Raw genomic sequence first — 13966 nt, 5'->3', positions numbered from 1 at the left:
TTTGTTTTTGCACCAAAACAAGGCTTATGAATTTACATTCCCTTCACCATATTGCCATCATTGCCGGCGACTACGCGCGCAGTAAGGCATTTTATACCGATGTGCTGGGCCTTACCGTGGTGCGCGAAGTGTACCGGGAGGAACGCCAGTCTTATAAACTGGATCTGGCCCTTCAGGGGCAGTATATTATTGAACTATTTTCCTTCCCTGATCCTCCGCCAAGGCCCAGCCGGCCTGAGGCTCAGGGACTGCGCCACCTGGCGTTTGCCGTAATTGATATAGCGCAATCGGTGAATGCCCTGCAAGCCAAAGGGGTATTTACAGAACCTATCCGGGTAGATCCTTACACCGGGCAGCGCTTTACTTTTTTCCAGGACCCAGACGGGTTGCCACTGGAGCTGTATGAAATTGCCAAGCCACGATCAGACGAAAAAGCCTAAAAGAATATTCCATGCTTACAGCCTATCATAACGCCCGCATTTTCACGGGTGAAGTTTTCGTGCAAGATCATGCCGTATTAGTAGCAGACAAGCGCGTAGTAGCAGTGCTGCAGGTGAGCGCCATACCCGCTGGTGCGGAACAAATAGACCTGCAAGGAGCGCTGCTGGCCCCGGCCTTCATAGACTTGCAGATTTACGGGGGCAATGGCCGCCTGCTTATGCAGCAGCCGGATGTGGCCACTATCAAAGCTACCTACGCTTATTGCCTGGCTGGCGGCGCTTCCCACTTTATGATAACCCTGCCCACTACCTCTTTTGAGATCATGGAGCAAGGTATGCAAGCCATAAGCGACTACTGGACACAGGGTGGGCAGGGTTGTTTGGGCCTGCACCTGGAAGGGCCTTTTATGAACCCGGTAAAGAAAGGGGCGCACCTTGAAAAATACATTAAACAACCCACTGCGGCGGATATTGACTGGATACTGGAAAAGGGCAAATCAACCGTAAAATATATGACCCTGGCCCCGGAGCGTTGCGATCCTGCGCTGGTAGCGCGTTTACAGGCAGCAGGCATTGTAATATCGGCGGGGCATAGCAATGCTACCTACGCGGAAGCCATCCTTTCCTTTCAGCGGGGCATTCCTGCCGCCACACATTTGTTCAATGCCATGTCGGCCTTGCAGGGCCGTGAGCCAGGTATGGTGGGCGCTATTTACGACCATCCGCGGGTGGCGGTGAGCGTGGTAGCAGATGGGGTGCATGTAGACTTTAACTCCATCCGTATCAGCAAACAGATACTGGGCGACCGCCTTTTCCTGATTACCGACGCGGTAACCGAAAATGCTGCCGGTGATTATATATACGTATTCCGGGAGGATCGCTACGTAACCGGCCAGGGGGTGCTGGCAGGATCTTGCCTTACCCAATTGCAGGGCGTAAAAAACTGCGTAGAGAAAGTAGGTCTATCCCTGGCCGAAAGTCTGCGCATGGCCTCGCTGTACCCTGCGCGGGTGGCAGGTTTGCATAGCATGGGCCGTATAGCCCCCGGATATAACGCTCACTTCGTGGTGCTGGATGCAGCGTTGCAATTGAAGGAAGTGATTGTATAGGCTATATTTGTACTTATGAAGGCACTTCGACGATTTTTCAAGAAAGACCAATATAAAAATCTGTTCCTGCTCCTATGGCTGCTGCTGGGACTCTTGCAGGCCTGCTATACGGAGTTGATGGACGATGAGGCCTATTACTGGGTATACTCGCGTCACCTGGACTGGGGCTACTTTGATCACCCGCCCATGATTGCCCTGCTTATAAAAATGGGTTATGCCCTGTTTCATAACGAACTGGGGGTGCGTTTGTTAGTGGTGCTACTTAATGTTGCTACCCTGTGGCTGCTGCAACGCATGCTTCCTCAGAAAGACAATCGCTTATACTACTGGCTGCTGGGAGCTATGGGTGCTATGCAAGTGGGTGGTATGATAGCCGTACCAGATTTGCCACTGATCTTTTTTGCCACTTACTTTTTCTTGGTATACCGCAACTTCCTGCAAAAACAAAACTGGAAAAATACGTTGCTGCTGGGGCTAAGCATGGCATTAATGTTTTATAGTAAATACCATGGCATCCTGCTGGTGTTTTTTATCGTGCTTTCTAATTTGAACCTGCTGCGCGTGTTCCGCTTTTATGTGGCGGTGGCCATTACCACGGTGCTGTTTTTCCCTCACCTGTACTGGCAGTACTCACATCATTTTCCTTCTCTGCAATACCACCTCGTGGAGCGCAATGCGGTAGTGTATCAAAGCGCTTTCACCACGGATTATCTGATTGGCCAGGTGTTACTTTTTGGGCCGGTAGCAGGCTGGCTCCTCCTGTATTATGGTATTGCCTGCCCGTTGAAAACGGCCTTTGAGCGAGGGTTGAAATACTGCCTGATAGGCGTTCTCCTGTTTTTCCTACTCAGCACTTTGAAAGGAAGGGTAGAGGGCAACTGGACGGTGATGCTGTTTACCCCGGTAATGTACCTTGCCCATCAATATATACTTCGGCGGCGGGTTTCGCGCAAGCCTTTGTACATACTGGTGCCTATTACCCTGCTGATTGTAATTGCGGCACGCATTTACCTGGTATATGATTTTATACCAGGTATCCGTATACGTCCGGAGGTGCATAATAACAAAAACTGGACGGCCCGTTTACAGCAGCAGGCGGCCGGTAGGCCGGTAGTGTTTATCAATAGTTATCAGTTACCTTCCAAGTACATGTTCTACACCGGCGAAACGGCCTACTGCGTGAACGACCGCGCCAGCCGTCGCAACCAATATAATTTCTGGGATACGGAAACCCAGCTCTGGGGCAAGCCCGCCTTGGTTGTTTTTCACCAGGAAGACTACCTGCCGGTAACAGATAGCCTGATCCTGCCTTACATCCGTTTGCATGAATATGCATCGCCGCGCTACTATAGTTACCAGCTCATTCAGTTTGAGACCAATACCGCTACCCGCGCTGTGAAAACAAATGCAGACCTGCATTTTCGCCTGGCAGTAAAGAATAATTATGCATCGAGTATAGCCTATGATACGGCGAATATTCCCTTGATAGGATATAGCTTTTTGCACCTGGAAGATGAGTTGCCCCCGGTAAAAACGGCGCTTACACTACCCGCAGTGCTGGGGCAGGATAGCGTAGACATTGCGGTAAAAGCACCCGCTACTCCAGGTCTGTACAAACTAAAATTCAGCGTATTCGACAGTCCATTGCCGCCTACGCACAATAGCCAGAACATTACCTTAAACGTGCAATAATTGGAAACAGGCCGCGCTTCTAAAAAAGAACGGCCCGTTTGCTTTAAGGCGTCCGCCTACATATCCATACTGCCAGTGTGTTTGCTGCCAATTATACGTCATGAGCCAATTAATTGTATTATTCGGCTCAACACCGCGAAACTACCAGGCAAAATTATGCAGCACCGACAGGTGTAAAATGTGGTTCATACTTTTATCGCCACTGGCAGCCTGAACAAATTGATTCATGTAACCCGCTTCCAGCCGCAGGGAAGCAGTAGGCTGGTACCCAGGAGCCACCAGGAAACGGTTCTGATCAAATACTTTAGGGTTAATGGTATTGCCCCAGAGATTGAGGAAGATCTCATTTTGCAGGGCCAGGTAATAACTGCCTTTCCGGGGCTTGGGACCCAGGGGCAGATAAGTACGGTTAAAGTAGCGGAAGCGGTTGCCGTATTTCCAGGTAGTGATATCGCCGTGCGCATTCTTCTGACCTACCCAGCGCTGTTCCAGTCGCACGCGGTGATGCATATCAAAATGTTTTTCCTGGTCGCGATATATGAATTGTTCAAAGAGGCGGTGTTCCGGAAACCAGCGTCCAGTGGCGTCGTTGTAAGTTGGCGCATAGGCATACCCCAGCGTGTAATTAATTTTTTTGTTTTGCACGTACTGAATGCCGGGCCTCACCAGCAACTGGCCTTTATCACTGAACCCATTTCGGATACGGGCCTGGGCATCGAAATGAATGGCCCAGTGCGGGGCCAGTTTCATATTGCCAAAGTAAGTATACCACTGCTGGTAATTATGTTTAACATCCTGCGCCTGCACCATTGCAACGCCGCAAAAAATTAGGGATAAAAAGATTCGCTTCAAATACATATAAGTTGCTATAAAAAAAGGTGGTCATAAAAAACGCAACACCTTAACCGGCGGTATTATTCGCCAGCTAAGGTGTTGCGCAGTAATAGTTCTTAGTTATTTGTTATTGTTCAAAAGCATTCCAGCCCTGGGCCACCAGCTTATACTTGTTGCCGCCTTTGGTAAGGATATGGGCACCTTCGCTATTTTCCGTCATGTAGCCGATGGGACTTATGTTTTCATTGAGGGTGATCTTATCGTAATCATCCTGTTTTAAGGTGAAGAGCAGCTCATAATCCTCGCCGCCACTCAGGGCTGCGGCGGTAGGATCTAGGCCAAAATTCATAGCTACTTCCTTGGTTTCCTGGTGTATGGGAATTTTTTCTTCGTACAATACTACGCCCAGGTTGCTCTGTTTGCAGATATGAAGGATTTCCGAACTCAGGCCATCACTTACGTCCATCATAGATGTGGGGGTAATGCCCTGATCGGCCAGGAATTCAATGATATCCTTGCGGGCTTCCGGTTTTAGCTGGCGGCCCAGGATATAGGTGCGGTTTTCCAGATCGGGCTGTACGCCTGGGCTTTCCAGGTATATTTTCTTTTCCCTTTCCAACATGGTAAGTCCCAGGAAGGCTGCGCCCAAGTCACCCGTTACGCAGAGGATGTCGCCTTTCTGTGCAGTAGAGCGTTTTACAAATTGGCCGGGGGCTACTTCGCCGATGGCGGTAACGCTGATCAGCAGGCCTTTCAGGGAGGCGGATGTATCGCCACCCACCAGGTCTACCCCATATGTTTCGCAGGCGGCATATACGCCTTCATAAAATTCATTGAGCGCCTCTACCGGGAACCGATTGCTGAAAGCCAGGCTCATAGTGATTTGCGTGGGAATGGCATTCATGGCGTAAATGTCTGACAAGTTTACCACCACCGATTTATAGCCCAAATGTTTCAGCGGCACGTAGGCCAGGTCAAAGTGAATGCCTTCAACCAGCAAGTCGGTGGAAATAACGGTTTGCTTGCCGAAATGGTCTATCACGGCGCCATCATCTCCCACACCTACGATGGTGCTGGCTTGCTGAATCTCAATATTGCGGGTCAGATAATCGATCAGCCCAAACTCTCCGAGAGTGGTAACTTCTGTTCTTTCTTCCATAATTTTTATTGCTGTACCAGGTGCTATGTAGGGGTGCCCTGCCCGGTGTACGTGGTACCATGCACCAGGCATGAAGGTGGCGTGTTTGCATGGGCCCGTAGGCCCTTGCTTTATGCTATATTATTCCTCACCGTTAATCATTTTTAATAATGCCTGGTGGATCTTACCATTGGTGGCCAGGATTTTGGGTTGGTAGGGCGAATAAGGATGACCCTCAAAATCGGTGACTTGTCCGCCTGCTTCCTGCACCATAAGGTAACCGGCAGCGGAATCCCAGGCATTGAGACTATGTTCATAAAACCCGTCGAAGCGACCACAAGCCACCCAGCAAAGATCTATAGCGGCAGAGCCCAGGCGGCGTACGGGTACGCCAGCTTTAATGAAACGGCCAAAAACAACCATCGGGTCGTTAGGCATATCTTCCCAATGATAAGGGAAACCCGTTACCAGGAAGGAGCGGTTCAGATCGTCCTTCACAGATACATGGATGGGTTTATCATTGAGGGTAGCGCCCTGTCCCTTTTCGGCGAAGAAAAATTCTTTCATCACCGGATTGTACACCACACCCAGCTCCATCACCCCATTTACTTCTACCCCTATGCTCACGGCGCAAATGGGTACACCATTGGCGAAATTCACGGTACCATCTATCGGGTCTATAATCCAGCGGGTGGTAGAGGCAGTGTCTAATACACCGGCTTCTTCGCTGAGAATGTAATGGTCGGGAAACGTTTCCCGGATCACGGCAATAATAGCGGTTTCCGAAGCCTTATCGGCTGCCGTTACGAGGTCGTTTACAGAGCTTTTGCTGGAAATCTCGAATGAGCCGTCGAAATAATCCAGTATTACTTGCCCGCCGGCATGGGCGGCTTTCAATAGCGTTGCTTTTAACATGTCGCAAAGATCGATGGTAAATTTTAAATGCCCAATCCTTAATTCTCCCGGGCTGGTCATATTAACATTACTTTAAACTAGTATACATAACACCTTTTTTATATTTTTAATACGCGCTGGCTGTGCTTGCAGGTATATGCCAGATACTACGTACTTTTGTAACAAAACTCAGCGAAATTTTTAATGGCCATCATCGGTAATCTTATATCAAGGTCCCTGCGTATCAGGAAAAAGTTCTCTTTAAAGTTAGGTACGCCACGCCAATACCAACTGCAGGTACTGCACCGGTTATTGTTCAAAGCCCAGGATACACAATTTGGCCAACATTATGATTTTGAAGAGATATTGTCTAGCCCGCAATTTATCTCCCTCTATAAAGAACGTGTTCCCGTACATAATTACAATAAAATGCACGAGGAGTGGTGGCATAAATGCCTGGACGGGCAGCCAAATGTTACCTGGCCCGGCAAGGTAAAATATTTTGCCCTCAGCTCCGGTACATCAGAATCTGCCAGCAAACATATCCCGGTAACCCGCGACATGCTCAAGACAGTGAGGAAGGTGGGCGTGAAGCAATTGTACTCCATGGCCAACTTTAACATCCCGCCCCGTTCTTTTGAGAAGGGTATTCTCATGCTGGGAGGCAGCACCTCGCTATATGACCAAGGAGATTATTACGAAGGGGATATGAGTGGCATACAGGCCAAAAATATTCCCCGTTGGTTCCGCCGTTTTTACAAACCCGGTGGCAAAATTGCCAAGAAGACCAATTGGGAGCAGCGTATTAAGCTCATTGTACGCAAGGCACCCCAATGGGATGTAGGTACCGTATGCGGTGTACCGGCCTGGGTACAGATTGTGCTGGAAGAGATTGTAAAATATCACGGCGTAAAAAATATTCATGAAATATGGCCCAACCTGGCCGTATACATTCATGGCGGTGTATCCTTTGAGCCTTACCGCGAGAGCTTTCAGCGTGTGCTGGGCAAGCCCATCACTTTCATCGAAACCTACATGGCCTCCGAAGGCAGCTTTGGCTTCCAAGCCCGACCAGGTGTGAAAGGGATAAAACTGGTACTCAATGCCGGTATTTTCTTTGAATTCATCCCATTCAATGAAGAGAACTTCGATAGTGAGGGCGAGATCAAGGAAAATCCTAAAGCATACATGATTCATGAGGTGGTGGAAGATGTGGAATATGCCGTGATGCTGAGTACCTGTGCCGGCGCCTGGCGCTATATCATTGGCGATGTGGTAAAATTCACCTCCGTGAAAGAACACGAAATCACCATCGTGGGCCGCACCAAACAGTTCCTAAGCCTGTGTGGAGAACACATGAGCGTAGACAACATGAACAAGGCCATCGATACCGTGCAGAAAAAACTGGGCATTACGGTGAAAGAATTTACCGTGGCTGGGTTTCCCTACCAGAACCTTTTTGCGCACCGTTGGTACATTGGCACGGACGATGTGGACGCCGATCCTGCTAAGATACGTGCCATCATAGACCAAACCCTCAGCGAAGTGAACGATGACTATGCCGTGGAGCGCACGTCTGCGTTAAAAGAAGTATTTGTGGAAGTATTGCCCAACGAGGTTTTCATTGATTATTTGCGTAACAAGGGCAAGGAGGGCGCCATGAATAAATTTCCCCGTGTACTCAAGGGCGACAAGCTCAAGGATTGGGAAGCCTTTACTACCGGCAAAACGGTGAAGCCATAGCGATCTCATTTTTCACTTTATAAAAAAAGGGTAACTTTAGCCGGGTTACCCTTTTTCTATAGGACCAACCATCCTTTTAATTTTGGAATAATACATGATAGCAGCGATTTTAGCAGGTTTGGCACTAGGGTTGTCATTGGCCGTTTCTGTGGGTCCGGTCATTTTCGCCATCATCAAACATAGCATCAACAATGGTTTCAAGGCGGGCATCTGTTTCGTGCTGGGGGTATCTTTCTCTGATATTCTTTACGTGGTAATTGGTAACCTGGCTTCTTCTTTCATAGGCAACATCGAGGAGTATTCTAATTATATTGGCATAGGCGGCGGCGGCTTATTGATTGCCATGGGTACCTATGGCCTGCTATTTAAAAAGGTAAAGATCAGTACCGGCGATGAAAAACCAGAAACCTTTAAAACCCACCACTATGCTGGCATTTGGCTTACCGGTTTCCTGATGAATGCGTTCAATCCCGGGGTTATTATTTTCTGGCTTACGGTATGCGTGGGTGCGGGTGCTACTCCGGTTTTTCACCGGGTAATCATGTTTGGCGTATGCCTGGCTTTTGTACTGGCCACCGATATCGGAAAGGTGGTGGTAGCTGATAAAATAAGGCATAAACTTACCCTCAAAACCGTGATCCTGCTCAATAAGATCGCGGGGGGCAGTATGATTATTTTCGGGATAGTGCTATTGTACAAAGTTGTATTTGATATGCCAATGGGTCATTGATCCGGCTTGTGGCCAATGCAAACGCGGGTTTCCGTGCCAATAAAAAGGGAACGTTCTGACGAAGGTTCCCTTTTTTATAAGTGAATGTGGGTATTATTTGATTTCCCAGGTTTCATTGCCGGCCAGTAGTTTGTCAAGATCGCCAGGGCCTCTGCGGGCAATGGCGTCGTCCAGTTGCAGTTGCAGGCTTTCTTCGTAAGTGTTGCGATGCGCTGTGTAAAATACGCCGAAGGGGCGGGGGAAGTGCCCGATCACACGGGGATCGTCAAACATCCGCACCAGTACCTGGGCTTTATAAAAATCGTTTTCATCGTGTATCCACAAGTCATCAGCACTGTACTGCCCGTCTTCCAGGCTTACCACTTCGGGACGCAGGCCGTTGAAGCGGATGCCTTTATTTTTGGTGGCACCGAAGATCATGGGTTTGCCATGCTCTACGAACAAGGTTTCTTCTGCCTTACTACCTTTTTCGGTGAATACCTCGAAGGCGCCGTCGTTAAAGATGTTGCAGTTCTGATAAATTTCCAGCAGCGATGCGCCTTTATGGGCGTTGCTACGTTTCAGCATTTCCTGCAGGTGTTTGGGATCTCGGTCCATGCTGCGGGCTATGAAACTGGCATCTGCACCCAGGGCCAGGGCCAGGGGATTAAATGGGTGATCTATGCTACCCATGGGGGTAGACTTAGTAATTTTATGCTCTTCGGAAGTAGGAGAATACTGGCCTTTGGTAAGCCCGTAAATCTGGTTATTGAACAGCATAATGTTCACATCAAAATTACGGCGCAGCAGGTGTATGGTATGGTTGCCGCCAATGGAGAGGCCGTCTCCATCACCAGTCACAATCCACACGCTCAGTTCGGGGCGGGTGGCTTTAAGACCAGAGGCAATAGCGGTGGCCCGCCCATGGATAGAGTGCATACCATAAGTATTCATGTAATACGGGAAGCGCGAGGAGCAGCCTATGCCGGATACGATCACGATATTTTCCCGGGGAATACCCAGTCCTGGCATAATCGTTTGCACTTGCTTAAGTATAGAATAATCTCCGCAGCCCGGGCACCAGCGCACTTCCTGGTCTGTTGCAAAATCCTTGGATGTTAATGCCTGCGGAGCGATAGTAGCTGTTGACATTTATAAAACGATTGGTAATCTGTTTAAAATAATTCGATTGGTTTTAATTATTGTGCCTGCAATATCTCCCAGTATTCGGCTGCCCGGCGGGTATGCGGTATTACGATGGTGCCGCCTACGATGTTTGCCACTGCGAAGATCTCGTACATTTCTTCGGTATTAATGCCCTGTTCGTAGCATTTGCCGAGGTGATATTTTATACAATCGTCGCAGCGCAGTACCATGCTGGATACCAGGCCTAACATTTCTTTTACTTTGGTGCTTAGCGCGCCTTCTGCATAGGTGTTGGTATCCAGGTTAAAAAGGCGGTTTATCACCTTATTCTGCTTACCAAGTATCACCTCATTCATTTTGCCACGGTAGTCGTTAAATTCCTTGATCTGATCGGACATGTGATTAATATTTTCCCCCCCGGGGTACCGGATAGGGATGCAAAATTAGGCTATTCGCCGCAAAAAGCACCATACACAAATATAGGTTAAACCTACTGGCTTTGTAGGGTAGTACCTATAACTATTGGTTATCCGGGATAACAGACGTTATGGTTACACTGGCCTGGAAAGGGTGGCAGCACGGCCTCCTGGCCAGGGGGCTAATGTAGCTTTTTAGCCTGTTTTGTAAACTGATAAATGGCAGGTTTGGAATTATGACACATCAAAGACAGACCCGGTAAGCATTTTAGGCGAGAAGGTCTGCCGGGCAATTATTGATTTTTAGCTGCTTTGTCAAGGAAATTTTGCAGGCCTTGCACCATCTTATCAACGAGCAGTTGCCGGTAGCTAGGGTCCAGCACCAGCGTTTCATCATCGGGATTGCTGATAAAAAGGGTCTCGATCAGCAGGCTGGGAAACTCCGTGGGTTGCACCAGCACAAAGTTGAAATGGCCGTTATTCTTAAAATCGCGCAGGCCGGTTTGGAGTAACTGCTCGTGCACCGCCGAGCCCAGGGGTTCACTCATGGGCTGTTTATAATAGGTGGCGCTACCTTTTACGTCCACGGGGTTGGCAGAAGAATTCAGGTGAATGCTTACCAACAGGTCTGGGTTGCGGTTGCGGAAGTTAGAAAAGCGGTCTTCATTGTTTACCGACTCGTCGCGGGTGCGGGTCATCAACAGGGTGGCTCCCCGCTTTGCCAGCGTATCGCGCAGGGCCAGCGCCAGTTGCAGGGTCAGATTTTTTTCATTCATGCCGGTTGGGCCCATGGAACCAGGATTACTGCCCCCATGTCCGGCATCTATGCCAATGGTCAGGTGGGCAAAATCCAGATGGGGTGGTGGCCGTTTTACCAGCACAATAAGGCGGGTGCCTTCGTAATAAATTTTATATCCCCAGGGTTGGGCATGCTGCAAGGGAAGCGTAATACGCACTACATCAGGCTGCGCCTGCTGCAAGAAGGGATGTGTTATTTCCCTGGTGGAGGTGCTATCCCGGTAGGTGGTGCCTGGGGCCAGGTTGGCCCCAAATACATCTATGGAAATGCGCCCTGGCGCTACCTGCTGGGTGCTGGCATAGGGCAGCTTTTCGCTGAGCTGGATGGCGGCGTAGTCGTACAGCACATCAGACCAGGTGATGAGTGATCCTACCTGGCTGGGGAGCACCGGTGCGGCTGAGCTGGCGGTGTCTGCCAGTGGTTCGGGAATGTAGGCGTATCGCTGTGGTGAGAGTTTTACTTTGTAATAATCATTTACCCTGCCCACGATGCGCAGCAGCACGTCCTGGTCTAGGTATTCCAGTTTCTCGGGTCCTAGCCGGTCGCCCACGGGCGATGTGGTAAGGTAGCACCGGTTGTCGATCGTGCGGCCGTAGAGGAATTTACCGGGTAGGAAGCGATAGCGATAGGCGCTTTCCTTTACCACTGTACTGCCTTGCGGATCGCGGAGTACTACTTTCAGTTTGTTATTCAGTAAAGAATCTGTGGCCTGAATTATATAAGCACCTTCGTAATAACCGGGTATTCCGCCGCTACGGCTGGCCGGTAGTTCTTGAAGGGGCTGCTCATTAATCCAGGTGGCTTGGCAGCCGGGGTAACCTTTCATGCGGATGCGCAGGGTGTCGCCTTCGCTTAGCCACAGGTTGCCGGAAGGCATAATATTAATAGTTTCCACGCGCAGGCTGCTGGTGGCCACGGGGGCAGGGGTGGGTGTAAAGTAGTATAAAATGGATTTGAGTATGCTGTGGCCCTCGGGATCTTCGCTGCGCAGGGTCACCGTATTTTCTCCCTGCTGTAAGTTTACAACCGTAGCAAAAGACCCTGTGGGGTACACGTGCAGGCTATCATTATTCAGCCATAGGCGGCAGTCGCGGCATACGTGCCCGGAAAGAAATTGTCTAGGGTTGCTTACATTATAACGCTCGCGGTTGCCTTGCACCAGGAAGATGCCGGCCTGGGAAAATGCGGGTGCAGTGGAAAGTCCTAGTATAACGGTGATAGCTATACGCTGTATTAATCGCTTCATGGGTTCCTGTCTGCCGTGAAGATAGGATATTTTCTTACCCGTATTACGGCACAAAAAAATGCCGGAAGCCATATAGCTCCCGGCACTTTTATGTATGGCATGCAAGTGGCCATCGTTTCGACACCATTATTATTTACTTCTGAAAATCAGGCACTTATGAATTATTCATAGGTTCTTTTTGTTTCCCGTACCTTCCCGTACCTATCAAGTACCCTCCTAGCACCCTCCTAGCACCCTCCTAGCACCCTCCCAGTACCCTCTAGGGGTAAATTTTGGTAATTTGAGAGATCATCCTGTGCCATTGATATTAATTGCACAAGTAAAGTTCAAAGACAATAATCGATACAAAATTATTGATGGCATGCTGGGAAATCTGATAAAATTATACAGTAGTGAACAGTCAGTAAATTTCCTAAGGCATGATAGGTAAGATATTAAGTTGCCAGGAAGATTGACCCGCGAACCTTTAATTGGAAAATGGACGACACGATCAAAGAGTTTTTAGGTCTATTCAACTATCCGTTTTTGAATAAAGAAAGCTTCGGAAGTTGTTATCCTCCAACCACCCTTTGTAACCATCAAGGTGTGGTCCCCCAGCAAAGGAAAAGAATATTTGCTCGATGGCCATTATTGCCTATTAGGTACAGATAATTCAGTGTCTAAAATACCTCTTGAAACATTTAAGAAAATCAACCCTTTCTCCTTAAATATCATTGTCGACGATGTAACAGCTATCAAAGAAATGATTGAAAAAAGAGATAAAAAACAATATGATTGGAATTTGTTAAGTAAATTCCAATCTCAAAAATTAGCTTACCCTAATAAGAAATCAATTATTCTTAAAATCCCAATAAATATCTGGAGGACAGAAAATATTCTGCAATTATAACCACGTTAAAATATAGTCATTAATGAGAGTTTTGTTAGACACCAATATTATAATTCATAGAGAAGCTGGACGCGGTAATAATCCTGACATAGGAATACTATTTAACTGGCTTGATAAAATTAGGGCAACGAAATGTATTCACCCTATTACTGTTGAAGAATTAAACAAACATGGCAATCCTGATATCGTCAAAACGATGGGTATTAAAGTTGCCAATTATGATACCTTAAAGACGCAAGCACCTTTCAGCGGTGAGGTAAAGCAGGTTAGTGATAAGGTTGATAAAGGCGATAATGATATCAACGATTCAAGGATACTAGCAGAAGTTTATGCTGGCCGTGTTGACTTATTGATTTCAGAAGACAGAAAGATACATTACAAGGCTGAGTTATTAAACATATCAGAGAAGGTATTTAAAATAGATACCTTCTTAGAGAAAATAACTGCCGAACATCCCGAATTAGTCGATTACAAAGTTTTATCTGTAAAAAAGCAATTTTTTGGTGAGGTAGATTTGGCGAATAATTTTTTTGACAGCTTCAGAGAAGACTACCAAGGATTTGATAAATGGTTTAACAAAAAAGCAGATGAAATTTCCTATGTATGTTATCAAAATGATGTCTTATCTGCCTTTCTTTTTGTTAAGGTAGAAGACGTTGACGAAAATTACGGAGATATAATACCTGTTTTTACCAAAAAACGAAGATTGAAAATCGGCACATTAAAGGTCACAACTAATGGTTATAAAATTGGTGAAAGGTTTTTGAAAATAATCTTCGATAATGCGCACGTTCAAAAAGTAAATGAAATCTATGTGTGTCCCTCCGGGAAGTTAAAAAGGCGGTATTGGTTTGAAGGTTAACTTTGTCGAATGCCTGAATTTTTCTACATATTTTCCTGATTCAATTTCC

At 47.7% G+C, this 13966-nt stretch carries 13 protein-coding genes; 7 read left to right on the top strand and 6 right to left on the bottom strand.

All coding sequences use genetic code 11. The annotated features are described in order from the left end of the window. Nucleotides 1–26: 26 nt before the first annotated feature. Genes GA0116948_RS17785 through GA0116948_RS17775 form a run of 3 tightly spaced genes read left to right on the top strand, consistent with a single transcriptional unit; the run spans nt 27 to nt 3241 of the window. Nucleotides 27–440, top strand: a complete 414-nt coding sequence (locus GA0116948_RS17785; protein WP_089714711.1) for a VOC family protein — start codon at nt 27–29, stop codon at nt 438–440. 11 nt (nt 441–451) lie between these two features. Next, the gene (nagA, locus tag GA0116948_RS17780; protein WP_089714709.1) at nt 452–1549 is read left to right on the top strand and encodes an N-acetylglucosamine-6-phosphate deacetylase; all 1098 of its coding nucleotides are present in this window, start codon (nt 452–454) and stop codon (nt 1547–1549) included. Between the two features lie 15 nt (nt 1550–1564). Then, nucleotides 1565–3241, top strand: a complete 1677-nt coding sequence (locus GA0116948_RS17775; protein WP_089714707.1) for an ArnT family glycosyltransferase — start codon at nt 1565–1567, stop codon at nt 3239–3241. A gap of 141 nt (nt 3242–3382) precedes the next feature. Here the strand turns inward: GA0116948_RS17775 and GA0116948_RS17770 are convergent, their stop codons facing one another. The 3 genes from GA0116948_RS17770 to GA0116948_RS17760 all read right to left on the bottom strand — a co-directional run bounded on the left by GA0116948_RS17770 (nt 3383) and on the right by GA0116948_RS17760 (nt 6128). Further along, the gene (locus GA0116948_RS17770) at nt 3383–4051 is read right to left on the bottom strand and encodes a DUF2490 domain-containing protein (RefSeq protein ID WP_165798523.1); all 669 of its coding nucleotides are present in this window, start codon (nt 4049–4051) and stop codon (nt 3383–3385) included. A gap of 151 nt (nt 4052–4202) precedes the next feature. Continuing rightward, on the bottom strand, nt 4203–5234 hold the full coding sequence (gene thiL, locus GA0116948_RS17765) for a thiamine-phosphate kinase (RefSeq protein WP_089714872.1): 1032 nt from the start codon (nt 5232–5234) through the stop codon (nt 4203–4205). Between the two features lie 120 nt (nt 5235–5354). Beyond that, nucleotides 5355–6128 (bottom strand): inositol monophosphatase family protein, encoded by a 774-nt coding sequence (locus GA0116948_RS17760; protein WP_089714704.1) that lies wholly within the window; start codon nt 6126–6128, stop codon nt 5355–5357. Nucleotides 6129–6311: 183 nt separating this feature from the next. Here GA0116948_RS17760 and GA0116948_RS17755 point away from each other — a divergent pair, with 183 nt between their 5' ends. Together GA0116948_RS17755 and GA0116948_RS17750 are read left to right on the top strand one after the other, a co-directional pair. Further along, nucleotides 6312–7850, top strand: coding sequence for a GH3 family domain-containing protein (locus GA0116948_RS17755; protein ID WP_089714703.1), 1539 nt, complete (start codon nt 6312–6314; stop codon nt 7848–7850). A gap of 94 nt (nt 7851–7944) precedes the next feature. After that, the gene (locus GA0116948_RS17750; RefSeq protein WP_089714701.1) at nt 7945–8580 is read left to right on the top strand and encodes a LysE family translocator; all 636 of its coding nucleotides are present in this window, start codon (nt 7945–7947) and stop codon (nt 8578–8580) included. 93 nt (nt 8581–8673) lie between these two features. Here the strand turns inward: GA0116948_RS17750 and GA0116948_RS17745 are convergent, their stop codons facing one another. From GA0116948_RS17745 to GA0116948_RS17735, 3 genes are all read right to left on the bottom strand, one after another. Continuing rightward, nucleotides 8674–9711: a 2-oxoacid:ferredoxin oxidoreductase subunit beta gene (locus tag GA0116948_RS17745; RefSeq protein ID WP_089714699.1), complete on the bottom strand. Its 1038-nt coding sequence runs from the start codon at nt 9709–9711 to the stop codon at nt 8674–8676. A 47-nt stretch (nt 9712–9758) separates the two neighbouring features. Beyond that, nucleotides 9759–10103, bottom strand: coding sequence for a carboxymuconolactone decarboxylase family protein (locus tag GA0116948_RS17740; protein ID WP_089714697.1), 345 nt, complete (start codon nt 10101–10103; stop codon nt 9759–9761). A gap of 311 nt (nt 10104–10414) precedes the next feature. Next, complete coding sequence (locus GA0116948_RS17735) at nt 10415–12166, bottom strand: N-acetylmuramoyl-L-alanine amidase (protein WP_165798522.1); 1752 nt, start codon at nt 12164–12166, stop codon at nt 10415–10417. A gap of 655 nt (nt 12167–12821) precedes the next feature. On the opposite strand from GA0116948_RS17735, the gene GA0116948_RS17730 reads away from it, so the two are divergent. Then, a complete protein-coding gene (locus GA0116948_RS17730; protein WP_123891855.1) occupies nt 12822–13055 on the top strand; it encodes a hypothetical protein in 234 nt (77 codons plus the stop codon). 22 nt (nt 13056–13077) lie between these two features. Next, nucleotides 13078–13917, top strand: a complete 840-nt coding sequence (locus GA0116948_RS17725; RefSeq protein ID WP_089714691.1) for a PIN domain-containing protein — start codon at nt 13078–13080, stop codon at nt 13915–13917. The last annotated feature ends 49 nt before the right edge of the window (nt 13918–13966 follow it).

The organism is Chitinophaga costaii (assembly GCF_900094705.1).
GTDB classification, from domain to species: domain Bacteria; phylum Bacteroidota; class Bacteroidia; order Chitinophagales; family Chitinophagaceae; genus Chitinophaga; species Chitinophaga costaii.
The sequence above is the reverse complement of the archived record's forward strand: the minus strand, read 5'-3'. Positions and strand labels throughout refer to the sequence as shown.